The 18923-nt window shown below is 63.2% G+C and carries 33 protein-coding genes; 2 read left to right on the top strand and 31 right to left on the bottom strand.

Features of this window, described 5'->3' with window-relative positions; genetic code table 11:
- Window positions 1–7: 7 nt before the first annotated feature.
- The 10 genes from BC363_RS02125 to BC363_RS02080 form a co-directional block, all read right to left on the bottom strand.
- Complete coding sequence (locus BC363_RS02125; RefSeq protein ID WP_065786470.1) at window positions 8–226, bottom strand: hypothetical protein; 219 nt, start codon at window positions 224–226, stop codon at window positions 8–10.
- A 10-nt stretch (window positions 227–236) separates the two neighbouring features.
- On the bottom strand, window positions 237–758 hold the full coding sequence (locus BC363_RS02120) for a phage baseplate assembly protein V (protein WP_065786472.1): 522 nt from the start codon (window positions 756–758) through the stop codon (window positions 237–239).
- Entirely contained in the window at window positions 751–1377 is a 627-nt protein-coding gene (locus tag BC363_RS02115) for a hypothetical protein (protein ID WP_065786474.1), read from the bottom strand. Before BC363_RS02115 ends, BC363_RS02120 begins: the two co-directional genes overlap by 8 nt.
- Window positions 1374–1853, bottom strand: coding sequence for a phage virion morphogenesis protein (locus BC363_RS02110; protein ID WP_065786476.1), 480 nt, complete (start codon window positions 1851–1853; stop codon window positions 1374–1376). Before BC363_RS02110 ends, BC363_RS02115 begins: the two co-directional genes overlap by 4 nt.
- Complete coding sequence (locus BC363_RS02105; protein ID WP_065786478.1) at window positions 1853–2317, bottom strand: phage protein Gp36 family protein; 465 nt, start codon at window positions 2315–2317, stop codon at window positions 1853–1855. The genes BC363_RS02110 and BC363_RS02105 overlap by 1 nt, the downstream gene beginning before the upstream one ends.
- A 66-nt stretch (window positions 2318–2383) precedes the next feature.
- Window positions 2384–2644, bottom strand: a complete 261-nt coding sequence (locus BC363_RS02100) for a hypothetical protein (protein ID WP_065786480.1) — start codon at window positions 2642–2644, stop codon at window positions 2384–2386.
- Window positions 2645–2772: 128 nt separating this feature from the next.
- Complete coding sequence (locus BC363_RS02095) at window positions 2773–2994, bottom strand: hypothetical protein (protein ID WP_065786482.1); 222 nt, start codon at window positions 2992–2994, stop codon at window positions 2773–2775.
- 65 nt (window positions 2995–3059) lie between these two features.
- The gene (locus tag BC363_RS02090; protein ID WP_065786484.1) at window positions 3060–3956 is read right to left on the bottom strand and encodes a Mu-like prophage major head subunit gpT family protein; all 897 of its coding nucleotides are present in this window, start codon (window positions 3954–3956) and stop codon (window positions 3060–3062) included.
- A gap of 27 nt (window positions 3957–3983) precedes the next feature.
- Window positions 3984–4388, bottom strand: coding sequence for a hypothetical protein (locus BC363_RS02085; protein WP_065786486.1), 405 nt, complete (start codon window positions 4386–4388; stop codon window positions 3984–3986).
- 30 nt (window positions 4389–4418) lie between these two features.
- Complete coding sequence (locus BC363_RS02080; protein WP_065786488.1) at window positions 4419–5417, bottom strand: phage protease; 999 nt, start codon at window positions 5415–5417, stop codon at window positions 4419–4421.
- A 258-nt stretch (window positions 5418–5675) separates the two neighbouring features.
- Here BC363_RS02080 and BC363_RS02075 point away from each other — a divergent pair, with 258 nt between their 5' ends.
- Window positions 5676–6119, top strand: coding sequence for a hypothetical protein (locus BC363_RS02075; protein WP_065787005.1), 444 nt, complete (start codon window positions 5676–5678; stop codon window positions 6117–6119).
- Window positions 6120–6228: 109 nt separating this feature from the next.
- On the opposite strand, the gene BC363_RS02070 is transcribed toward BC363_RS02075, so the two are convergent.
- Genes BC363_RS02070 through BC363_RS35755 form a run of 7 tightly spaced genes read right to left on the bottom strand, consistent with a single transcriptional unit; the run spans window position 6229 to window position 12075 of the window.
- Complete coding sequence (locus BC363_RS02070; RefSeq protein WP_065786490.1) at window positions 6229–7452, bottom strand: phage minor head protein; 1224 nt, start codon at window positions 7450–7452, stop codon at window positions 6229–6231.
- A gap of 2 nt (window positions 7453–7454) precedes the next feature.
- A complete protein-coding gene (locus tag BC363_RS02065) occupies window positions 7455–9098 on the bottom strand; it encodes a DUF935 domain-containing protein (protein ID WP_065786492.1) in 1644 nt (547 codons plus the stop codon).
- Window positions 9092–10732, bottom strand: coding sequence for a hypothetical protein (locus BC363_RS02060; protein ID WP_065786494.1), 1641 nt, complete (start codon window positions 10730–10732; stop codon window positions 9092–9094). The genes BC363_RS02065 and BC363_RS02060 overlap by 7 nt, the downstream gene beginning before the upstream one ends.
- Window positions 10729–11310: a DUF3486 family protein gene (locus BC363_RS02055; RefSeq protein WP_065786496.1), complete on the bottom strand. Its 582-nt coding sequence runs from the start codon at window positions 11308–11310 to the stop codon at window positions 10729–10731. The genes BC363_RS02060 and BC363_RS02055 overlap by 4 nt, the downstream gene beginning before the upstream one ends.
- Window positions 11311–11312: 2 nt before the next feature.
- On the bottom strand, window positions 11313–11627 hold the full coding sequence (locus tag BC363_RS02050; RefSeq protein ID WP_065786498.1) for a hypothetical protein: 315 nt from the start codon (window positions 11625–11627) through the stop codon (window positions 11313–11315).
- On the bottom strand, window positions 11624–11983 hold the full coding sequence (locus BC363_RS02045) for a DUF2730 family protein (RefSeq protein WP_065786500.1): 360 nt from the start codon (window positions 11981–11983) through the stop codon (window positions 11624–11626). Before BC363_RS02045 ends, BC363_RS02050 begins: the two co-directional genes overlap by 4 nt.
- The gene (locus tag BC363_RS35755; protein ID WP_244519791.1) at window positions 11983–12075 is read right to left on the bottom strand and encodes a TraR/DksA C4-type zinc finger protein; all 93 of its coding nucleotides are present in this window, start codon (window positions 12073–12075) and stop codon (window positions 11983–11985) included. Before BC363_RS35755 ends, BC363_RS02045 begins: the two co-directional genes overlap by 1 nt.
- A gap of 21 nt (window positions 12076–12096) precedes the next feature.
- Between BC363_RS35755 and BC363_RS35275 the strand changes: the two genes are divergently transcribed.
- Complete coding sequence (locus tag BC363_RS35275; RefSeq protein WP_065786502.1) at window positions 12097–12366, top strand: hypothetical protein; 270 nt, start codon at window positions 12097–12099, stop codon at window positions 12364–12366.
- 45 nt (window positions 12367–12411) lie between these two features.
- Here the strand turns inward: BC363_RS35275 and BC363_RS34105 are convergent, their stop codons facing one another.
- The 14 genes from BC363_RS34105 to BC363_RS01965 form a co-directional block, all read right to left on the bottom strand.
- A complete protein-coding gene (locus tag BC363_RS34105) occupies window positions 12412–12774 on the bottom strand; it encodes a hypothetical protein (protein ID WP_065786504.1) in 363 nt (120 codons plus the stop codon).
- Complete coding sequence (locus BC363_RS02030; RefSeq protein ID WP_065786505.1) at window positions 12771–13037, bottom strand: NAD(P)+ transhydrogenase beta chain; 267 nt, start codon at window positions 13035–13037, stop codon at window positions 12771–12773. The genes BC363_RS34105 and BC363_RS02030 overlap by 4 nt, the downstream gene beginning before the upstream one ends.
- A gap of 1 nt (window position 13038) precedes the next feature.
- Window positions 13039–13770 (bottom strand): TIGR02594 family protein, encoded by a 732-nt coding sequence (locus BC363_RS02025; RefSeq protein ID WP_065787006.1) that lies wholly within the window; start codon window positions 13768–13770, stop codon window positions 13039–13041.
- A 97-nt stretch (window positions 13771–13867) separates the two neighbouring features.
- On the bottom strand, window positions 13868–14263 hold the full coding sequence (locus tag BC363_RS02020) for a hypothetical protein (RefSeq protein ID WP_065786507.1): 396 nt from the start codon (window positions 14261–14263) through the stop codon (window positions 13868–13870).
- Between the two features lie 184 nt (window positions 14264–14447).
- Window positions 14448–14684 (bottom strand): hypothetical protein, encoded by a 237-nt coding sequence (locus tag BC363_RS02010; RefSeq protein WP_065786510.1) that lies wholly within the window; start codon window positions 14682–14684, stop codon window positions 14448–14450.
- On the bottom strand, window positions 14681–15331 hold the full coding sequence (locus tag BC363_RS02005) for a regulatory protein GemA (protein ID WP_065786511.1): 651 nt from the start codon (window positions 15329–15331) through the stop codon (window positions 14681–14683). The genes BC363_RS02010 and BC363_RS02005 overlap by 4 nt, the downstream gene beginning before the upstream one ends.
- 12 nt (window positions 15332–15343) lie before the next feature.
- Complete coding sequence (locus tag BC363_RS02000; RefSeq protein ID WP_065786513.1) at window positions 15344–15583, bottom strand: hypothetical protein; 240 nt, start codon at window positions 15581–15583, stop codon at window positions 15344–15346.
- On the bottom strand, window positions 15580–15852 hold the full coding sequence (locus BC363_RS01995; RefSeq protein WP_065786517.1) for a hypothetical protein: 273 nt from the start codon (window positions 15850–15852) through the stop codon (window positions 15580–15582). The genes BC363_RS02000 and BC363_RS01995 overlap by 4 nt, the downstream gene beginning before the upstream one ends.
- Window positions 15849–16049: a hypothetical protein gene (locus tag BC363_RS01990; RefSeq protein ID WP_065786519.1), complete on the bottom strand. Its 201-nt coding sequence runs from the start codon at window positions 16047–16049 to the stop codon at window positions 15849–15851. Before BC363_RS01990 ends, BC363_RS01995 begins: the two co-directional genes overlap by 4 nt.
- Complete coding sequence (locus BC363_RS33165) at window positions 16046–16660, bottom strand: dATP/dGTP pyrophosphohydrolase domain-containing protein (RefSeq protein ID WP_244519782.1); 615 nt, start codon at window positions 16658–16660, stop codon at window positions 16046–16048. The genes BC363_RS01990 and BC363_RS33165 overlap by 4 nt, the downstream gene beginning before the upstream one ends.
- A complete protein-coding gene (locus BC363_RS01980) occupies window positions 16657–17325 on the bottom strand; it encodes a DUF3164 family protein (protein ID WP_065786521.1) in 669 nt (222 codons plus the stop codon). Before BC363_RS01980 ends, BC363_RS33165 begins: the two co-directional genes overlap by 4 nt.
- A gap of 27 nt (window positions 17326–17352) precedes the next feature.
- Window positions 17353–17592, bottom strand: coding sequence for a hypothetical protein (locus BC363_RS01975; protein ID WP_065786522.1), 240 nt, complete (start codon window positions 17590–17592; stop codon window positions 17353–17355).
- Window positions 17592–17891 (bottom strand): hypothetical protein, encoded by a 300-nt coding sequence (locus BC363_RS01970; RefSeq protein ID WP_065786524.1) that lies wholly within the window; start codon window positions 17889–17891, stop codon window positions 17592–17594. The genes BC363_RS01975 and BC363_RS01970 overlap by 1 nt, the downstream gene beginning before the upstream one ends.
- Window positions 17891–18913, bottom strand: a complete 1023-nt coding sequence (locus BC363_RS01965) for an AAA family ATPase (protein ID WP_065786531.1) — start codon at window positions 18911–18913, stop codon at window positions 17891–17893. The genes BC363_RS01970 and BC363_RS01965 overlap by 1 nt, the downstream gene beginning before the upstream one ends.
- Window positions 18914–18923 lie beyond the last annotated feature (10 nt).

Here is an 18923-nt window from a genome sequence, read left to right as displayed (position 1 = left end):
AGCCGGTTTAATCGGCCTTCACGCCATCGGCGGTCACCGGTCGGATGTGTCCGGAGAGCAATTCGTTTCGGGCTTCTTCCTCGGTGAGGCGGAGGACGTCGCCTTCAGTGGCGCGCTGGCCGGCGACGCGACCAGGCGCGAGGGCGGTGACGGCGTAGCTTGTCGCGTCTTCACGCTCTTCGGTGAGGGGCAGGTCATTCTTCGGGGGGGTGGTTTTTCGGGACATGCTCTTCTCCTTAGCCTTGGGGCGGGCCTGAAACGTTGGGGCCGCGTTCAACCTGTGTGTGTTTGTGGTCGTGGCCGATGTTGCGACCGTTATGGGTGACGGCTTCGCCGGTAATGCGCACCGGCCCTTTGAGCAGGATGCCGTCCGGACCAAGCTCGATGCGGCCTTGTCCGCGTTCGAAGACAGCGCTTTCGCTCGACTGCGATGGAGCCGAATGGTCCTGGTCGTAGGTTCCAGGTGCCGCGATCGTGCCGCTTCCAACCGTGCCCGACTGGCTGACGAGCCGCATCTGCTCGCCGATCGCCGGCTGCGAATGGACCTTGAGGCCGCCGGCCGCCGGCTCCTGCCAGCGCACCCATGGGCTAAGCACCGGTTTGCCGTCCTTGGTCTCGCCGATCTGCAAGCGCAGCAATCTCTTGTCCGGATCGACCGCTGCGACCTTGCCCGGAATGTCCTGCAGCGCGATTCGGCGCTCGGCTCGATCGAGCTTGACGGCCAGACGCGCGAGTTCTTGAGAGACCAGGTCACGCATCGCCGACCACCTCGCGACCGGGGATGAAGCGCTCGATGAGGGCCAGGTCGCCGGGCGACAGGAAGTCGATCGTTCCATTGTCGGGGTTCGTCGTTGCCGTCACGGCCGGGAAGTGCGCGTCGCCAAGATCGATGATCGTTTGCGTCCAGGTGACCGTGTAGTAGGCCGCACCCTTCGCCATGTCTGCGAGTGTGAAGAGCGGCTTTAGCTCCGGCGCCGGCGTCTCCTCCGGCGGCAGCAGGCCATCCAGCCCCCACAAGGAGGCGGCCTGGTCGGCGAGGATGTGCATGAGCCGGCCGCCGATCGCGAGTGCAATCTCTTCCTTCTCCCGCCTCCGGCCACCGACCAGGTGCGCCTCGGCGACGATGTAGGCGACCCATTCGATCACCAGGCAGAAGGCGCCATCGTTCAAGGCGGCGCGGCGGATACGGCTCCAGCCAATGCCGATGCCAGGTGCTTTCACGACGGATTTGGCGATCAGTTCGGAAACGTCGACCTTGCCGGGATGAGCTTTGATGGCGACGCCGGTCAGAAGTTGGCCGACGTTCGCGACGATGGCCTTCTGTACCGGGGCGATACGGTCGGCAGCGACGAGCTGCTCCAGGGAAACCGGGTTCATTTCAGCACCTGGAAGTGATCGGTGACGACATCGACGATCTCGCGGACGTTCTCATCGGAGAGGCCGACAAAGGGGCGAGCGGGAACGGTGACGGACTTGGCGAAGACGGTTTTTCCGCCAAGCTGGAAAACAAGGCTCTCGGCCTCCTTTGGCACGATGGTCATACCGTCCTGGTGAACGTGGGCGTGTTCCCAGGAGGCGCCCCATTCCGCCATTTCGGCAGAGGCGGTCCAGGCAACCGAAGCCAGCAGGTGCTGGCCGGTCTGCAGGAGGATCGACTTGCCCTCCCGGTTCGGCTCCCAGGGTGTGCCGTCAGGCGCCGTCTTCTCCTCGGTGATGCGCCGGCGCGTCTGGCTTTCGCCGAGCGCGCCGAGCGTCGTCATCAACTCGACAGGCTCGAAGTCGAAGATCGGCTTGAGCTTGGCAAGCCCGGCAGTCAGATCGCCGGCGTCGAGCTGGATGGAAATTCCTGGCATCAGATGCGTCCTAGCCGTTCGCGCGTGAACATCCGTTCCGGCGCCTCGAGCACGACTTCGTTCTGGCCGACGCCGGCGCCGTCGCCTCCGCTCGAGCCGCCGCCCGGCGAGCCCGTTCCAGTCAGCGCGCCCTTGCCGGCGGCGATCGCCTCCAGGCGCTTGATCGCGGCGTCGTGGCGTTCCTTGATGTTGTCGCTCGATCGGCTGAAGGCGAGCGCGATCCGGTAGAAGGCAATGTCCATGCAGTAGACGCGGAGCAATGCCAGCGCGTCATCGTCCAGCGCCGCCAGTTCCGCGCCCGAATAGCGGGCGGCAAGGATCGAGCGGATCTCGATCGAGGCGTCGGTGAGGCCATGGCCGATGCGAATGTCGTCGCGAAGGCCGGTCTGCTCGTCGGCTGCCACCAATGCCAGCTCGTGCGGGAACCGTGCTTCAAGATCGGGGATGGCGGCAAACGTGGTCATTCGTTTCTTCCTGGTAGAGGAGCGGGGCGGCCGGATCGCCGCCCCGTCGGTCCTTCGGCGCTGGGGTTATTCCTGGTCAGGCGTTTCCGGCGGAAGCTCACGGACCTTGGCATCGATCTTCAGCAGCGAATCCGCGCGCAGGATGTTCAAAGTCTCCTCGGGGTTCTCGCCCAGGTCGGACGCCAACAGCTCGACAGGCGCCGGACCGAAGGAGAGACCAGCCCGCCGGCGCGGACCGCCAGGTGCGGTGACGACAAGAATTTCGACGCGCCTGGACGAAGGCGTCTCGCTGTTCTCTGTTTGCTGTTTGGCAGGCTTGCTGGTCATGGTCGGTCTCCGGTTGTGGTTCTCGGGAAAGGGGCCGACACACGGCCACTTTTCGGAAAACCGCCGGCGGCATTGGGAGGAGGACTGCCGCCGGCACTGTCGAGAGGGGAGGAGAAACCCTCGACAGATCAGCAGCGCAGCGGCGTGATGTTCAAGCCGTGCGTTCGATGGCTGTCACGGTAGATCGGCTTCATCGACCCGAGCCGCCGATAGGCCGCCAAGCTGAAGCGCGGAATCACGCGCCAGTCGAAAGCCCGAATGGAAATCACCGCCGTAATGACGAAGACGACGATGCTGTGCAGAAGGTCGCAAAAGAAGCGGTAGGATGTTCGAAAGAGGGAACGCGACATCATTTGATCCTTGGAGGTTGCTGACGGGCGGGTGACCGTGGCCGGTTGCAGCCGGCCGCGATGGCTTAGTCGAGGAGCGGCGCCTCGATGATTTTGGTAAGGTTTGCGAGCGTGTTGCTGGTTCCGCCGATGACGGTTGCCAGCAGGATGTCACGCGCCTGGAAGGTGTTGGCACTGCCGACGATCAGGTGGGTCGGCTTGATGTTGAGCTTGCGACCTTCGTCGTCGGTGTAGCTCGTCATCGCCGTGTAGGCCGCCTTGAGATTTGCGGGCGTCAGGTCCGCCTTCGAACCGAAGGCCATCTGCCAGAAGCCGAAACCGGCCGAGACGCGCGCGTCGACGCCGTAGAGGTATTCATCCTTCATGAAGACATGATCGGACGACTTGCCGTCTTCCTTGGCGGTGAAGGCATAGTCGCGGCGCTTCTGGAAGATGAACGGCTTCAGCGGGCGGGAGAGATCGGCGAGGATCCAGGCCTCGCCGGCGCCGGCCTGCATGTTGGAAACCGACTGCACATTTCCATCCTTGCCGACCGGATGATCGACGTCGAAGAAATTCTGGCCGTCGTAGCAAAGCGACGAGAAGCCCGCGTTTACCAGCTCGAAGGTGATTTCGTCCGGATGCTGGGCGGCGGACTGGCCGAGCATCTGGATGCGCGGACGGTAGAGGCCCAGCTTGTCGTCCTCGATGTCGTCGCGGATCACGGAAATCGTTGATTCGAACTTGCGGTTCTTGATCGAGTAGCCCTTGGCAGTCAGGCCCTTGATGTGGCGATCACCAATCCACTCGCGCAACTTCGGGATGTCGCCAAGCCAAGGATAAGTTTCCTCGGAAGAGTTGCTTTCGACGACGGTGGCGATCTGTTCGTACATCGGCTGGTAGCCGTCGAAGGCCTGCTGGAAGGTGGCTTTGAAGCCCTTGTTCACCGCATCCAGGAGCGCGGGCGTAATCACACGAGGCATCGGAGTTTCCTTTAGTGCTTGAGTTGGTTAGTAGCCGACGCGTACGAAGACGCCGTCGCTTTCGACGCCAACGACCTTGCCGGCGATCGAGCGGGTGTTGGTGCCGTTGGTCTTGGCGACGGTCTGATCGTCGGCGATGAAGCAGTCCTTGCCGATCTCGGCCGAGGTCACAGCGTCGGCGCCGTGGTTGAAGAACTTGAAGGTGCCGCGCCTGGCGAGAGCCTTCCTCACGCCATCGGCGCCGGAGTTGACGACGGTTGCCTCGGCGATGCCGATCGTCACGAGGTTGAGGGCGGTGCGGCCGGGCACGGCCAGGCCGGCGTCCATGACGACAAGCGCGCCCTGGAAGATCGTGGTTGCGCCCTTCATCGGCGCTTCGGAATAGCGGCCCTCCTGCTCGACGACCGAGCGGGCCTGCGACTGTGCCGTCATTTCAATGTCTCCAGACGGTTTGAGTGGGGATCAGGCGGTGGCGAGGCCGTTGGCCTTGCGGAACTCTTCCTCGGTAACGCCCATCATCTTCATGACTTCGCGGTCCTCGGCAGAGAGCGTGGCGAGCTGGTCGGCCGGCTGCTTGTTGTCCAGGCCGGACGTGCCGAGGCCAGCACCCAGCGTCGAGAGCAACGTCTTGACCTGGGCGAAGCCGTCATCGGTCGCGCAGAGGGCGACATAGGCGTCCTTCTGGGCCGGCGCGATCTTCTTGGCGGTGAGCGCGCCCTCGATCAGATCGTTGACCTCTTTGTCGCGGCCCGTCTTCTTGATCGTGGCAAGCTCCGTGTCGCGCGCGGCCAGGGTGTTGAGCGTTTCCTGGTGAACGGCCGGATCGATGCGCTTACGCAGATCGGTGATGGCGGACAGGCACGAGGCTTCCGACGCTTCGGCGGCGAGGCCGAGCGCAGCGGCAATCTCTTTCAACATGTTCTTCTCCGTTGAGGTGGGGGTCGCCGACGCAACGGCCGGCATGGAAATTCCGGGCGCCGCGACCAGGGCAGCGGAGTGCAGCCATGTGGCCTTCCCGGCATCATCGGCTTTGAGCGCCGGCGAGATGTAACGGTGAGTGCGTGCGGCGAGGACGCGAAGACCTTCCTCAAGCCAGGCGACGCGGCCATAGAGACCATCGACACGCGCCTGCAGTTCTTCGATCCAGCCCACGGCGGGAGCGGCGTCGCCGAACAATGCCTTCTTGACGGTCGCATGATCAAGGTCGATCGGCACGGCAACGCCATCGGCGCTGAAGCGTTCAGCCAACACTTCCGGGGACGTGTCGAACGAACGGCCATCGCGGCTGGTGAAGGCACCGCGCGGCGTCAGCTTGATCCATTCCGGCGCCGGCTTGTCGGCCGTCGCCGCGCCGGTCGCAAAGACGTCGATCGCGGTGACGCTGGTCATGGCGAGAACTTCCGGCGGAAGGTCAGCCGAGAAGCAGGTAAATTCGAAGTGGGTTGCGCGGTTCGTGTTCATGAGGCAATGTTTGCCAGAGCCAAGAACACGGAAGGGGCTGACACCTGTCAGCGGCCTGAAAACGCAGGCCGGATCCGCTGGGATCGTTTCTACCCCTCATGCGGGCGAACAATCAATAAGCAAATCGATTTCGAAGCCATTTTGAAGCCCACCGGCGCGCTTCATGGGCCGGGGACGTGTATCCGGGCGTCTGAGACGCCTTGCGCGTGTCTGTGGCCGTTTCTATGGTAACACCCGAAGAAGGCGTTGGGGGCTGTGATGAGAAGCATTATTGCGGCGCTGGTGTTGACCAGCATTGCATCGGCATCGAGAGCGGAAGAGTGGCGTCCCGCGATGGACTACATCTTTATCGAGGCCGACTGCAAGGATGCAGAGAATCCAGAAAGGTGCAGGCTGACTAAAGAAACGTGGGAGCGGGACTACAGCGCTGCCATCAAAGGGGACTATCAGGGCCAGCGCAATGTTGCGTTTTGTTTGAGCACAGGCTGCTCTTATGAAGGCTTCCGCAAAAATCCGGTTCTTGGTTGCGCCTGGCGTGTCGTGATCGTCAACAGCGGCCACCTTGACGCCGACCAACTCGATGCCAAGAACCTGAAGCTCTTCTGTGGCCCGGAGTTCCTTGATGATGTTGGTCGGACCATGGCAGACGCGCAGGCGCGGACCCTGCTTGGGAAGCTTGGCCTCACGGCATATTTGCCTTGAAGCCATTTGCCTTTATAGTATTGCCTGCGTGGCAGCGAAATCCGTTGTCCTCGATGACCATTGGAGGGGAGCCGGCGACTTGCCGGGGGCGGTCCCTCCCTGCCACGCTTCATTCCCCGAACGGCCACCTGATACCCGCCCGCTGCAACTGGCGCCGGAGTTCGCTGTCGGTTTTCTGATGCAGGGAATTGGCGCGCAAGTAACCATTGGCGGATACCGAGACGAACGTGCGCCAGAGGGCCTTGCCCATCTTCACGATCACCGTTCGCGTGTTTGCCTTGCCGGCGAGGTCAGGCAGGATTAGCCCCTCAGAAAGCACCTGCGGCAGCACTGCGAAATCCTCGATCGACATCTTGTGCCGCTGCATCCGCTCGGCGATCGCTTCGCTGGTCACAGAAACGACAGGCGATGTGGCGCCCAACTCTTTCGCCAGCGCCGTATTGACGCCGGCCGGAAGCCACACCTTCTCCGGCAGGCGTGGCGCCAGGCGCAAATAGGGATCGGACCATAGCTCGGTCAGCGCGGCCGTCGCCTTCTCCGGCGGGATCGACGGCAAGCGCTCTTCAAAGCTGCGGATCAGGGTAGAGGCGCGGGCCAGGCCGGGATTGGTGTGCCAGCCGGGATCGATGCCCTGCGGTACCGAGGTGATCTCTCCAGTGCGCCGATTGCGGTGTTGAATGTCCGGCCCGAGATCCGGTGGCGTGTTCCGGTAGATGATGCCGCCTTCCTTCGGTTCTCGGCCGAGGAGCTGCTCGGCCTCGCGCGCCGAGATCTGCCGCACCTGGCATTTGCACATCCAGCCGTTCGGCGGCCAATGTGTTTTCCAGAACGGATGATCGACTGGCAAGATGATGCCGACCCAGGCGAGATGCTCAGGCCGGGGATCGCCCGATGTCGTGCGGACGTAAAGAATATAGGGCAGCGCATTCTTCGTCCGCTGGGCGCGCTCCCACTGGCCCGCCGATCGGGCGCTGTTGAGGTTCGACCAGAAGATCGTTTTCAGCCGGCGGTCGGACGCGAAGTTCACCATGCGGTCCGGATCGCGGCCGGAGGGGTCGGCAACCATGCGCGGCCCCCACCAGCCGAGCCTGGTCAACTCTTTCCACGCCTCGGCCTTCCAGGTTTCGAAACCCTTGCCGGTTTTGATCGCATCGTCGATCGACGTTTTGAACGCGCCGAGCAGCTCGGCCTCGGTCGCCTTGGCAACGGTGAAGGCGTAGGCGTGTTCCTCCGCCCACACGTCGAGCCAGGAGAAGGCCGGCCGCAGCGACTTGCCGGCGAAGTAGGAGGTCACCTCGGGCGGCGGCGCGAAACCTTTTCGGATCTCGGCCATCGTCAGTCCGCGATATCGCCGATGCCGCGTCCGATCGCCGTCAAGCGTGCGAGACGTTCGGCCATCTTCGAAGCGTCGGGGCCGGCCGCTTGAAGGAGCTTCAAGGCGTCTTCAAAGCTGCCGGCAGTCTCGATCACGTCAACGATGGGCTGCACGATCGGCGTCGCCATGGCTTCCCAATCATCCAACGCCTCGGCGAAGAGCGCATCGACCTGGTCGAGCGCGTCCGGCGCACCGGCGTCGGCCGCCAGCAGCGCAACGCAGGCGCCGCACCGGCAGGCGCGCTTGTGGTCGGAGACAATCGCCGACAGCGCGGCGGTCTTCGATTTGCGTTCGTCGGTGACGGGTGCGTCCTTGGGGGCGGGTCCTTTGCTGGGCGCGGCCGCTGGCGGCGGGGTCTGGCCTGGCTGCACGAGCAGCTCGTCATCGTCGCCGGGATCGGACAGGCCGATCTTCTCGCGGATCTCCGATTGCTTCACGCGCAGGCCGAACGGCATCATCTTGCTGACCGCCTCGGTCAGGGCAGCGACGTCTTCCGGATCGGGCACGAGGAGCTGGACGCTTGGATAGTGTTCCTGCGGTCCATAGTTGAGATCGACGAAGGGTCTGATCAGGTCGCGGTTGGCCGTGCGGCCGAGCTGCTTGCCATCCGCGCGCAGGATGTCGAGCCGCACCTCGTTGTGGATCTTGGCCTGGCCGAGCGACGAACCGTCGTCCGATGTCATGGTCTGGCCGACGACGAGCTTCGAGATCTGCTTGTCGATGTATTCCAGCAAGCCGCCGAAGACTGCGGCGCCGTTGTTGCCGCTCACTTCATGGAACTCGATGTCCATGCCCTGCGGGATGATGGCGGCGGCGTCGTTGGCGATCGAGGCAACCGCTTTTAGCAGCGTTCTCTTGTCGGTCGGGCTGGCGTTGGCGTTGTACTTGCCGACGCGCAGCGGCATCCCGTAGACCTCGGAGAAGGCCGCCCAATCCTGCAGGGTGAACTGCTGGATAAGATAGGCCCATGCTGCCGGTCGGGCCATTCCGCGGCGAAGCGGCAGGCCCATCTTCGTGCGGGGAAGGTGGCGCAGGAACTTCGCCTCTGGCAGCGGCTCGCCCTCGATCGAGCCATCGACGGCCAGGCGCAGTTCCCGCAGGCTCAGTCGATCGAGCTGGAAGAAGCGTGGGTCGCGCTCGATGTACTGCACCGGCCGCAGCGCCTTGCGCTCATACTCCCACATCATTTCGACGACGGCATAGCCCTTCGAGATACCATCGGTGAGGTTGCCGAGAGCATCGTCGAAGCCGTCGTCGCTGACCAGCTCGGTGACGGCATCGACGATCTTGCTGTCGGCGCCATTGGCTTCGATCGTCGGATCGACGCCCGCGATCGCTAGCCGACGCGTCTGAAGCTGCGACGCATAGTGGAGATAGCGCTCCTCCATTTCCTCGGCGAGCGTCAGATAGTTTCTCGCCTCGCCCCGCGCTGCCTCACGCAGGATCGTGCCTAGTCGCTCGGGCGTCAGGCCGGAGGCGACACGATCTTCGTGGGTGCGGCGCACGCCGGCGACGGTCGGCGCGGCGATTTCCTCTGAGAGAACCTTGACCACGATCGGGTTTCCGTCCGGGCCAAGGATCGTTGATGTGCGCGTGCTTACCAATGTTTTCTCCCGTAGTCGTCGCTGTCGTCGTCATCGAGCGACGGACCACCGTTGTGGCCGACCATCTCCCGGTTCAGATCCTTGACCGACAGATAGTCGTATTCGGTCCATTGATGGCGGCTGGCGTAGTGAGCCAGGGCGAGTGCGATGGCGAAGTCGCCGTGGCGTTTCTTGGACCCTTCGCCGGTCCGAACGTCTGGCACGCGCGGCACGCCTGAAATGACCTTGACGATCCGCAGATCGGTCAAGTGCTCGTCGTCCTTCGCAAGCGCGATCGCGCCTTCGTCTTCGAAGGCTGTTTTTAACGGCGGCATGTTGAAGCGGTACCAGTCCTGGGAGAACTTGATCGCTTCGACCAGGCCAGCGGGGTACTCCGGGGTCCGTAAACCGAAGCGGCGTCCCATATCTTCGGCGACGGTCCAACCCATGCCGGTGGCGTCGAAGGCCGCGCCGACCAGTCGCGGCGCGGCTTCGAGGATCATGCGGATGAGCAGCTTCTGCTCGTCGCCTGGGACATTGCGCATCTCAAGCGTCAACGCCTCTTCCCGCTTCAGCAGCCTGTCGATCGAGAGCAGCGTGGCAACCGACAAGTCGGCAACGCGGGCGAAGTCGAAACCGAGAGCATGCCGCTTTGAGCGATCAAGCGTTTTTAGTGCCGCGCCCAGTTCGCTGAGCACTGTCGTCATGAGGAGTGCTCGCTCGAGCCGGGGTCGGTGCAGGTAGTCGAGCGGCAACTCCAATCGGATGATCGGCGCCTCGATCGTCATGCGGGCTTCGATCAACGGCGCCGGCAGCCAGGCACCCGAGCCGGCCGTCGGGATGCAGAATAGTTCTTCGTCGGCGCCGTCGCCGTAGAAGTCGATGATCTCCTGTCGCCAGGCGGCTTCGCCCTCCGGCGTCCATTCCTTCCCGTTGACCAGGCAGATGCGCTCGTACAGGCCTTCCTTCAGCGCCTGGTCGAAATCGATGCGCAAGTGGCTGTACTTCGACCGGCCGGCAAGGATCGCCTGGATCTGCTTGTTGAACTCGTTCTCGGTTCCGTCATGGGTCGAGCAAACAACGACCTGGCCGCCCCACATCAGGAAGGCGAGTGCCGCCTTCAGAAGCTCCGGCAGGCTGTCGACGAAGGCGGCTTCGTCGATCATGACCACGCCCTGCTTACCGCGAAGCGTGCGCGGCGCGGACGAGAGCGCGAGGATCTCGAAGCCGGAAGCGAAGCGGATGCGGAACGCCTGGATCGACCGCTCCCCATCCGTGTCGCTGTCGTCGAACAGGAACTCGTCGACTGCGAGCGCTGCATCGGAATAGGCGCGTGCCCACATGGCGCAGGCGTCGATGAACTCGCGCGTCATCTCCTGAGAATAGGAGATGTACATCACGTCCATGCCGCCGGCGGCTTTCGACCGGCCGGCGCGCAATGCCGCGTAGGCCGCAAAGCCGAAGGTCAGGCCGATGCGCCGGCTCTTCTCGATGAACAGCACGCGGCAGGCGGTGCTTTCCAGCAGCTCGATCGCGCGCCCCTGGTAGGACAGCAGCGCTTTGGGAAGACCGACTTCTTTGACGAGGCCCGGCAGAACCTCTGTGGCGGTTCGCCGGGCCTCGGCCCATTGTGCTGCAGTAATCGGGGCCGTCATGACGTTTTGACCCCGAGGATCTTCGACAGGATTTCTTCGGCCGCGTCTGCTGAAAGCCCCTTGGCCTTCTGCACCTGGGCGACCGCCTGCTTGGCGTTTTCGGCAAACTCGGTTTCGATCTTCTGGCGCCGGGCGGTCGAGATGCCCTGTGCCTGAGCGGCAGCGCGCAGCGCATTGGCGAGTGCCATCGCACCCTTCGGATCGATACCTGCCTCACCCTTCGAGGACAGCAGTTCGAAGACGAGGGTCTTCAGCGCTTCGGCCGCAATCAGCGTCAGATTGTCGGATGCCTCGATGTCCCAGCTCTTGGCCAGCGTCGTCGCGATCTCGCGGGTCTGCTGCAGGCGTTGCGTCATCGCTGCCAGCTTGATGCTATAGCGATTGAACGCGGAGAAGCTCGGAATGCGGAAATCGAGTTCCCCTCGGAACTCTGTTTGCAAGGCTTCAAGGCGCGCGTGAAACTCCTGATAGATGTCCGTCTGCGATCGGTCACGCTCCTGGAGCGCTTGTGCGGCCCAGGCGACGATCTCGGAACACTCTTCCGGGAGCTGCTCGATCCCCGACAACCGGCCGCGCATCGTCAGGCTCCCGGCCGCGAGGGGCGCTTCACGCCCTCGATCGCCACCAGCCGATCAACGTGCCGGCGGCCGAGTTCGGTCAGTGTCGCGATCTTGACGCTGCCGGCTTCGGTGACCAGGACCGCGCCCATGTTGCGAAGATACTCCAGCTCGCCGTGGATCCAGGGGCGATCCTGGATGATGGCGAAGCGTGCTAGGACGGGCTCCAGCATGGAGCTGTTGAGGCTTTCGTTGTTCTGTTCGGACAACGCCCGCAAGATGATCAGACGCGCTTCCTCGCGCATGATCCGGGAGTAATCAAAGTCGAGACCGCTCATGTCCGTGCCTTCTCCAGCAAAGCTTCTTGCAGACGTTCGCCGATCGCCTCGATCGGCTTCAGCCGTTCCGCCATCACATTGAGTTTTCCGTTGATTTCCATCATCGCGAGTTCCATGCGGTGCGTGGTCTCGCGGTCAGGAAGGTGTTTGAGTTCGCTTTCCAGCGTTTGGGTGCGCTGACCGAGCGCCTGGACGGCCTCCATCAGCGCCTTCTTCTCGGACGCATCCGTCTTTTTGAACTCGGCCAGCTCGTTCGCGGTCTGCTTCGACCCCGACGAAATGATCGTCCAAAGGGCAATGCCGACCGAGATGATGAGCGACAGCAGGCCAAGCCAGGACTTCAAGGTCTCCACCATCACTGCCGTTTCCCCGCTGGTCTTTCATGGTGTTGCTGGCATCGGACGCAACGCGTTGCGGACGGAAGAGCGGCGCGGCGTTTCGGTGGGATCTCGATGGAGCAATCTTCGCAATGGATCGCACCCGCCTGTTGAAGCGAGCGAGACGCGGCGGCGATGCTGGCTTCGCGCTCCTCTTCAGCACGCTGTTCGGCAAGGTCGAACTGAGAGTTTCCGAAGTTCACGGCGCCGCTCCATCAATGGCGGCGACCGCTGCGGCACGGCGCTGCTCACAGGCCACAAGCGAGGTCCGATCCGCACTCCAGCCGGACGTGACCTCGCTTGCCGTCAATTCCCGATCGGGCACGCCGACCGGTTCCGCGCAAGGCTGCCGGGCGCTTTGAGAAACAACAGGACGCAGGATCTCGGTGCGGATCACCGGCTTCGGATCAGCGGGGGAGCAGGCGGACACGATCGCGGTCAAGGCCGCAACGATCGCCATTCGGCAAAGCCGCATTCTTCTTCTCCAGTTCGACTTGTTTCTGTTCGGCTGCGCGGATGCGTTCGTTCGTAACGGATTCGACGCGCAGGGCCTCGCGTGCCTGGTCGGCGATGCGTCTGGCCGCGTGGGCGTTGGCGCGCTCGATCTCGGCTGTCCAATGACTGTCGCGCTCGGCGCGGGCCTCGGCCCTGACACGTTCGGCGAGGCGGTTTGTTTGGGATGCGGCAAAGGCCCAAAGGCCAAAGCCAGCCACGAACAACAACCCGGCGATGACGAACGGCGCTGCGGCCTTCGAAAGCAGCGCCGTCATCGGACTTCTCCCAGCCCGTCGCTCGGCTGGTCGCGCGGCAGGTTCGCCGCCGCCGAACGATAGTCCATAGAACCGAAGGCACGATGGATACCGAGCAAGGCCGCAATCAGCGCGATCATGCTCGGGACGGTGATGCCCGCGAGATCGACCGCCTCGCGCGAACCGCGAAGCCCGCCGGCGACGATCGCGCCGATGACCAGCCAGGCAAGAATGAAAGAGATCCAAAAGGCTTGGCGGGTCAGACCGTAACCGGGCTTCTGCATGTCAGGCCTCGTCGCGGGAGACAGCGCCGGATGGCGAGAGCATCACCCGACCACCGATCGGCTGTCCGCCGCTCGTCGGCCACTGGATCCCGACCAGCCGCGTCTTGGCGATGCGGGTGATCGAAACAGAGTTCGACTGATTGCCGCCGAGAACGTGGAGATGCGTGGCGTCTTCGCCAACATAGAGGCCGACGTGACCGCCGCCGGGACGTTCGAAAACGAGGATCGCGCCGCGCGATGGCGTATCGAGCACCTGGCCGAACTTCTTCCAGGCGAGCGCGGACAGATAGTTCGCCGGCAACGGCTCATCGGGGAGCGTGAAGCTGATCCAGTGCGCGAGAGCGAGGCCACACCAAGGAATGTCGTCATTGGTGTAGAAGCCCGCCACCCAACTGCCGAGGCGTTTCGCCCAGCCCATGATCGTGCTGTTCGAAGCCGGTCCTGCGATCTCCTTGAGACCCATGAACCGCCGCGCCTCGCGCATCCAGACCGGTTCGGCCGGCGCATTCACGCCGCGCGAGTAGACGACCAGGGGACTTTGGGGGATCGACTTCGGCTCGATGCGAAGCGCCTTGACCGTATCGTTGTCAGCGAGACCCGTAATGGGAAGGTTGCCAGCCTGCTGGAAGCGCTTGATCGCGGCAAACATCTGGCGGCCCGGCACGGCATCAACGACACCGGAGTATGCGCCGTGCGCCCGCAGGCGCGCGATAACCCATTCGTCAAAGTTCATGAAAAAGCCCCAGTCGAAGGCAGCCAAAGCGGGCCGTTGATCTGGGGCGACTATGCGTACAGTGGGGAAGGGGTGCGGGCTGACACCTGTCAGCGAACTAGAACAACGAGCCTTGGTCGTCGTCCGTCTTTGCTTTCATGCGCCAAATCGTGCGCTCGTGCAAGCCTGAATGCCGGGCCGCTTCTCGGGCGCTGGCACCGTTCGTCAAAGCTTGGTGCGCGCGGCGACGCGCCTGCTTTAGAACCGACGAGGGGCCGAGCGGAATGACCTCGCTGCGAACACCCTTGAGCCGGCCATCTTCAAGAATAGCAAGGCCACGGCAGATCTTGTCGGCAACTTCTTCGCCGACGAGTTCCGTCAGCCAGTGGCCGGGCTCGGCACGAGGAGGGATCGCGACGCGCGTGCCGCCATGGCTTTGAGCAATCGCCAAGGCGACCTCAGGGCCGACGATATCGGCGATATCGCCGAGCAAACCGGGAAGGGTGCTGGTCATCGGCGCACCACTCCGTCAAGGGCCAATTCGAGACGAACCTGCTCTGCCGTCAGAAGTGCGACTTTCTGCTGAACGCGGATCCGCGAATGGGCGTCCATGCGGACCCTTTGAAGACGCTTCAAAAGCGCTTCACGCTCCGCTTTGATCAAGGCAAGTCTGCTCGTATCAAACAGCGGGAGGCTCTTCATGGCTCGCCTCGTTCCGGATGGCGCGACGGCCAACGACGCTCAAGCACGGAAATGCAGACGCCTGCCTCAAGGCGGAGCTTCACATTCTCGACGACAACGCCGATCGCTCCAAGTTCGTGGGCGGTGGTGGCGAGCCCGGCCATGTGCCGGCGAACCGCGTCCACGTCGAGACCGTGCGCGCGCTGGAGGTACTGCAGGATGGCATGATCTGTGACGCGGACGGTTCGGTTCATCTTCTGGCTTCCCCGTTACTTTTTGCCGCCCGGATACGTTCGCCAAGGGCGTTCATGACAGCGATCCAGTCTTTTGCCGTGCATTGGTCGGCGGGCACTCCGGTCAGGTCAGTTACTGCCATGCGGAATGCCAACGTGCTCGTGGCTGGTCGGTAGAGCTTGCGCCACTGCGCCCAGGCGATCTTGTAACCGTCCGCGCGATCGTAGTTTGCGAGGGCCTCGACATTCGACCAGACGACGCCGCCTTCTCGGGCCATCCAGCCCTTGAGCGCCTCGATCGCTTTCGCCGCATCGTCGGCGAACTTCAGGAAGCGAACGTGGTCAATGCCGGTCTGGCGTTTGACGAAGGCGAGCAGCGCGGCGTCGTCGCGGTTCCCGACGATCCCGAGATTGTAACAGGCGATCCAGAGCGCCTGCAGCTTGCCGGCGTATCGGCCGGTGAGCTTGGCGCGACCATTCGGACGAGCCGCGCTCGGCGCCGGCTCGAAACCTTCATTGCGGAACACGGTGAGCACCTGCTGGCGCTCGCCCTCCGTCATGTCCTTCGTCGATGTCTTGCCGGTGATGCGCTGGAGCTTCGCCTGGTAGGTGTCGTCGTCCAGGCCGAAGTGCTTCTTTGCTACGTGGATTGCTGCGATGCTCTTCATCGGTGCATCCCTTCAATATGAGCCGGTGCGGCTGAGCTGGCCGAGGAAAGTGACGCCCTGGCGGATGGTCTCGATGTGCTTCTCTGCGTCGTCGTGGGAGTAGGCTTCGAGGTGGAACGACCATTTCCGGCCGTCGACCACGTACTCGAAGCCGAACAGGCCCATGGGCCGGCCCAAATGGTCGCGCAGAAGGCAGTCGGCGTCAGGCCCCTCGCGCTGGTCTTTGACCTGCTGGAGATCAACGATTGTCATTCGGCCGGTCCTTCCTCGTCGTAGTAGGGGAGTTGCAGAAGCGGGCTAGGAAGTGCGAGCGGCCGGGCAGCCTTGGCGGCGGCCGGCTTGCGCTGCGCCTTTTCCTTCGCGTTTTGCTCGGCTTCGATCTCGGCCAGCTCGCGCAAGACGAAACCGAGATCGCGATGGTCGGCGACATCGATCTCGATCTTGATGGTGGATCTCGCGCCCTTGGTGGAAGCTGAGTAGGATTTCAGGCGGCAGGTGTCGGTGAGGAAGATGCCGCTCATGACAACTTCCTCTCGATGGCTTGGGCATAACGCGAAAGGTCGATCTGCCGGCCACGCGGCTCGCCGTCGTCAGCGAACACCACGATGGTAGCAACGATGTTGCCGCCGACATCTTCGACGTGGTGCCCGTCGCGGCGAAACTCGGCTGCAAGTAGCTCTTCGTATTCGCGAACGGTAGTATGGATGGTTCGCGTCATGGCCGCACTCCGGCCATGTCGGGGTCGCAAATCATGGCAGATGAGCGGTCATGCTCAATCGCCAGATTTGGATCGGTGGTCCGCCAATCGGGCCACCGGCGCGTCCGGTTCTCCGTGTCCTTTCCGCGAATGGCGCCGATGACTTCGGCAGGGGACCGTCCTTGGCGCACCAAGCCGTTGAGGCCGAGGAGAACGATGTCCACCCATTCCTTCGCGTCGTCGGGGTCCGCCTCGATCTCGCGCAGCTCCTTCTTGATGTGGTCGATGGTCCCGGCCGTGCGCTTGCCAGGGCCGAAGGTGGCGAGGTTCCACGTTGCGAAAGCTGCCAACCAGTCTTCGTCCAGGACCAACGGCAGGTGCCTGCGCGGGGCGATTTCGCCGCGGGCCTCGCGATCCAGCGCGGCCGCTGCAACCTGCGACGGGCCAGGGCACGGTACGTGCGCCACGATTGGGAGACCGCTATCGCACGCAAATATGGCTCCGCAGTCGAAATAGACGGTCAACCGCTCTTCGAGCGTAGCCGAGCCATTCCGCTTGCTACCGCAGGCGGGGCAGCGCATTTCGGCATAGAGCCGAGCGACGCGGGCGCTTTGTAGAGCAAGGCCGTTCATGCTGCACCTGCCTTGGCCTTTGCCAGGTCGATGGTCACCGGCTGCCACGATTGGGTGATCTTGGCGCGTTGGTAAAAGCGGACGTACTCTTTCGAGCCGGTGACGCGCATCGCGTCACGGATGGCTCGCATCGCGTCTAGCCAGCGCTCGTCCTCGATATCGAGGCGCAGCAATGTGAAGATATCCGAGCGGCTCACCTGGCCTTCCTTGTCGGTGTTGAACGCCCGCGTGATGATCGCGCGGATTTCCGGGCGTGCGTCGGCCGACCATTCGTTCAGCACTTCGTCGAGCTTTGTCTTGGCGATCTGTAGCTCCGGGCCAAAGTCGATGAACTCCGAGACCGAGACCTGCACCTTCATGAGGCCATCGAAAGTCTGATAGGTCCGGTTGCCTTTCGCGCCGCCGACCTTGGTTTTGTACTCCTGGGCAAGGAGAGCATCGAACTCGCCGAGGTCGGTCATGGTGTGGCCGAGGAAGCGGGCGATCTGCGCGCTCAAATCGACAGCGAAAGCCATGATCTTGCGGACCACTTCGTCCTGCAGCTTGTCGGCCGGCTTGATGAGTTCGACCGGGACGAGGTTGCCCTTGGCGTCGGGCATGTAGTCGCGCCCGCTGACCTTGACGATACCCGTCTCGGCGATTTCTTCGAGAATAACTGCTTGCATTGGGAAAGTTCCTGTTTTCGGGGATGGTTACGCGGCGCCACCGCCCGGATTGGAACCGGGCGAGGGCTGCTTGAGCGGGACGACGTTGCTGTTGGGATCAATGAGGATGACGCCGCCGTTGAGGCGCAGTTCCATGTTGCGCCATTCGGTCGCCAGAAAACCGAGCATCAACAGCAAGACGCGGACGTGACCCGGCTCAAGATGGACGCCATCTTTTTCGAAGGGCTCGTATGCCTTGCGCAAGTCGTCGATGATCTCGGGAACCATCACTTCCTCCCGCCGAAGTCGGGCCAAATGACCTTGCCCTCGGGGTCGGTGACCATGCTGTGCAACTGGTCGCCGGCAAGCTGGTCGACAATCTTCCGGCCTTCGCGGGCAGCCTCGGCGAGCCGAAGAGCACCAAGCTCGCGCTCGATCACGTTCATCATCTTGCGGACGGCCGACAACCGTTCGACCAGGCTGTCGAAATCGTCGCCAGGCATGCTGACTTCGTCGCCGCCGCAAAATGGGCTCAACTCCCGCACAATCGCGTCCAGGTGCTCGCTCGGAAGTGTGCTGGCGCGCATCACACTTCCTCCACTTCGCGATTGTTCCAGGCGGCTTCCAGGTGCTTTCGCTCCAACTCGGAGGCTGGCCTTTGGGTCGCCAAGCAGGCCATCTTGACGGTGCGGTCGATCTGCCGGAGCGCGCCACCCTTGAGCCCGATGCCGAACAGGAGCTTGACGCAGGATGGGTCCTGGATGTTCCAGGCGTCGATAAACGTGCGCACATCTGCCTCGCGGCCGGGATCGCGCTTCAGGTTCTTATCGATCCGGCTCAGGATCTGGTCGCGGCTGGAAGTCTGCTGCGCGGCCTGCGTCATCCGCTTGCGCACCTCCTCGTTCCCGACAAGGGCAAGGCCGACGCGGTAATTGTCGGAGAAGTAGCGGAGCTGGTTGACGCTCTCCGCGTCGGCGTGCTGCGCTTCGTCAATGATCAAGAGGGCGCGGTCCCCCGATGAAGACAGCCGCTCGCCGACCATGTCGACCAGATCGGCCGGGTTGAAAACTCGAACACCGAGCTTTCGCGAAAGGAGGCTCATGACGCCATGCACGGTCTTCACTTTGGGATTGAGGGTGACCATGTGCACATGCGGCTTGACCCGCTGGTATTCTCTGCACGCGGTGGTTTTGCCGCGTCCGGCCGCCAACGTGATGGTGACGAAACCGGTCATGGTTTGGGCAAGCAACAGCGTGGAGTGGACTTCGCGCGCGGCCAGCGTCCGCAGGAAATGCGGCCCCTCAGGCATCGCGGCTTCTACTGCCGCGCTTTCCTCAAGAGCATCCAGCCACCGGCGCACCTGGGCGTTCTGATTTTCGAGAACGCCGAGAAGCGTCCCGGAAAGCCACTGGGAAAAAGAGCTTTCCGCCATGCCGATGCGCCGGCCGGTTTCCGCTTTCGTCCAGCCGTTCTTGGCTGCCTGGTTGGCTACGCCCTCGCGAAGGCGTTCCCACGTCGCGACTTCGTCTGCGGAGTGCTTCGCGACGAATTTTTCTGCCGGTTCGGGCAAGTCCCAGGTAGCAGGTATTGCATTCAGGATATCAAGCATTCAAAAAGGT

Origin of the sequence: Ensifer sp. LC384, from assembly GCF_001695865.1 — a bacterium.
Taxonomy (GTDB): Bacteria; Pseudomonadota; Alphaproteobacteria; order Rhizobiales; family Rhizobiaceae; genus Ensifer.
This window is presented reverse-complemented; position numbering and strand designations above follow the sequence as displayed.

Excerpts from the sequence above, each read along its gene's own strand:
- BC363_RS02080 (WP_065786488.1), bottom strand. The coding sequence starts at position 5,417 with ATGAACACGAACCGCGCAACCCACTTCGAATTTACCTGCTTCTCGGCT.
- BC363_RS01970 (WP_065786524.1), bottom strand. The coding sequence starts at position 17,891 with ATGCGCGCCAGCACACTTCCGAGCGAGCACCTGGACGCGATTGTGCGG.
- BC363_RS33165 (WP_244519782.1), bottom strand. The coding sequence starts at position 16,660 with ATGAACGGCCTTGCTCTACAAAGCGCCCGCGTCGCTCGGCTCTATGCC.
- BC363_RS02115 (WP_065786474.1), bottom strand. The coding sequence starts at position 1,377 with ATGAACCCGGTTTCCCTGGAGCAGCTCGTCGCTGCCGACCGTATCGCC.
- BC363_RS02075 (WP_065787005.1), top strand. The coding sequence starts at position 5,676 with ATGAGAAGCATTATTGCGGCGCTGGTGTTGACCAGCATTGCATCGGCA.
- BC363_RS35275 (WP_065786502.1), top strand. The coding sequence starts at position 12,097 with ATGGATCGCACCCGCCTGTTGAAGCGAGCGAGACGCGGCGGCGATGCT.
- BC363_RS02025 (WP_065787006.1), bottom strand. The coding sequence starts at position 13,770 with ATGAACTTTGACGAATGGGTTATCGCGCGCCTGCGGGCGCACGGCGCA.
- BC363_RS01995 (WP_065786517.1), bottom strand. The coding sequence starts at position 15,852 with ATGAGCGGCATCTTCCTCACCGACACCTGCCGCCTGAAATCCTACTCA.
- BC363_RS01975 (WP_065786522.1), bottom strand. The coding sequence starts at position 17,592 with ATGGTTCCCGAGATCATCGACGACTTGCGCAAGGCATACGAGCCCTTC.
- BC363_RS02090 (WP_065786484.1), bottom strand. The coding sequence starts at position 3,956 with ATGCCTCGTGTGATTACGCCCGCGCTCCTGGATGCGGTGAACAAGGGC.
- BC363_RS02020 (WP_065786507.1), bottom strand. The coding sequence starts at position 14,263 with ATGACCAGCACCCTTCCCGGTTTGCTCGGCGATATCGCCGATATCGTC.
- BC363_RS02100 (WP_065786480.1), bottom strand. The coding sequence starts at position 2,644 with ATGACCAGCAAGCCTGCCAAACAGCAAACAGAGAACAGCGAGACGCCT.
- BC363_RS02070 (WP_065786490.1), bottom strand. The coding sequence starts at position 7,452 with ATGGCCGAGATCCGAAAAGGTTTCGCGCCGCCGCCCGAGGTGACCTCC.
- BC363_RS02120 (WP_065786472.1), bottom strand. The coding sequence starts at position 758 with ATGCGTGACCTGGTCTCTCAAGAACTCGCGCGTCTGGCCGTCAAGCTC.
- BC363_RS01980 (WP_065786521.1), bottom strand. The coding sequence starts at position 17,325 with ATGCAAGCAGTTATTCTCGAAGAAATCGCCGAGACGGGTATCGTCAAG.
- BC363_RS34105 (WP_065786504.1), bottom strand. The coding sequence starts at position 12,774 with ATGACGGCGCTGCTTTCGAAGGCCGCAGCGCCGTTCGTCATCGCCGGG.
- BC363_RS02000 (WP_065786513.1), bottom strand. The coding sequence starts at position 15,583 with ATGACAATCGTTGATCTCCAGCAGGTCAAAGACCAGCGCGAGGGGCCT.
- BC363_RS02105 (WP_065786478.1), bottom strand. The coding sequence starts at position 2,317 with ATGACCACGTTTGCCGCCATCCCCGATCTTGAAGCACGGTTCCCGCAC.
- BC363_RS02085 (WP_065786486.1), bottom strand. The coding sequence starts at position 4,388 with ATGACGGCACAGTCGCAGGCCCGCTCGGTCGTCGAGCAGGAGGGCCGC.
- BC363_RS02125 (WP_065786470.1), bottom strand. The coding sequence starts at position 226 with ATGTCCCGAAAAACCACCCCCCCGAAGAATGACCTGCCCCTCACCGAA.
- BC363_RS02030 (WP_065786505.1), bottom strand. The coding sequence starts at position 13,037 with ATGCAGAAGCCCGGTTACGGTCTGACCCGCCAAGCCTTTTGGATCTCT.
- BC363_RS02110 (WP_065786476.1), bottom strand. The coding sequence starts at position 1,853 with ATGCCAGGAATTTCCATCCAGCTCGACGCCGGCGATCTGACTGCCGGG.
- BC363_RS02045 (WP_065786500.1), bottom strand. The coding sequence starts at position 11,983 with ATGGTGGAGACCTTGAAGTCCTGGCTTGGCCTGCTGTCGCTCATCATC.
- BC363_RS02060 (WP_065786494.1), bottom strand. The coding sequence starts at position 10,732 with ATGACGGCCCCGATTACTGCAGCACAATGGGCCGAGGCCCGGCGAACC.
- BC363_RS02010 (WP_065786510.1), bottom strand. The coding sequence starts at position 14,684 with ATGAACCGAACCGTCCGCGTCACAGATCATGCCATCCTGCAGTACCTC.
- BC363_RS01965 (WP_065786531.1), bottom strand. The coding sequence starts at position 18,913 with ATGCTTGATATCCTGAATGCAATACCTGCTACCTGGGACTTGCCCGAA.
- BC363_RS02050 (WP_065786498.1), bottom strand. The coding sequence starts at position 11,627 with ATGAGCGGTCTCGACTTTGATTACTCCCGGATCATGCGCGAGGAAGCG.
- BC363_RS02005 (WP_065786511.1), bottom strand. The coding sequence starts at position 15,331 with ATGAAGAGCATCGCAGCAATCCACGTAGCAAAGAAGCACTTCGGCCTG.
- BC363_RS02055 (WP_065786496.1), bottom strand. The coding sequence starts at position 11,310 with ATGCGCGGCCGGTTGTCGGGGATCGAGCAGCTCCCGGAAGAGTGTTCC.
- BC363_RS01990 (WP_065786519.1), bottom strand. The coding sequence starts at position 16,049 with ATGACGCGAACCATCCATACTACCGTTCGCGAATACGAAGAGCTACTT.
- BC363_RS02095 (WP_065786482.1), bottom strand. The coding sequence starts at position 2,994 with ATGTCGCGTTCCCTCTTTCGAACATCCTACCGCTTCTTTTGCGACCTT.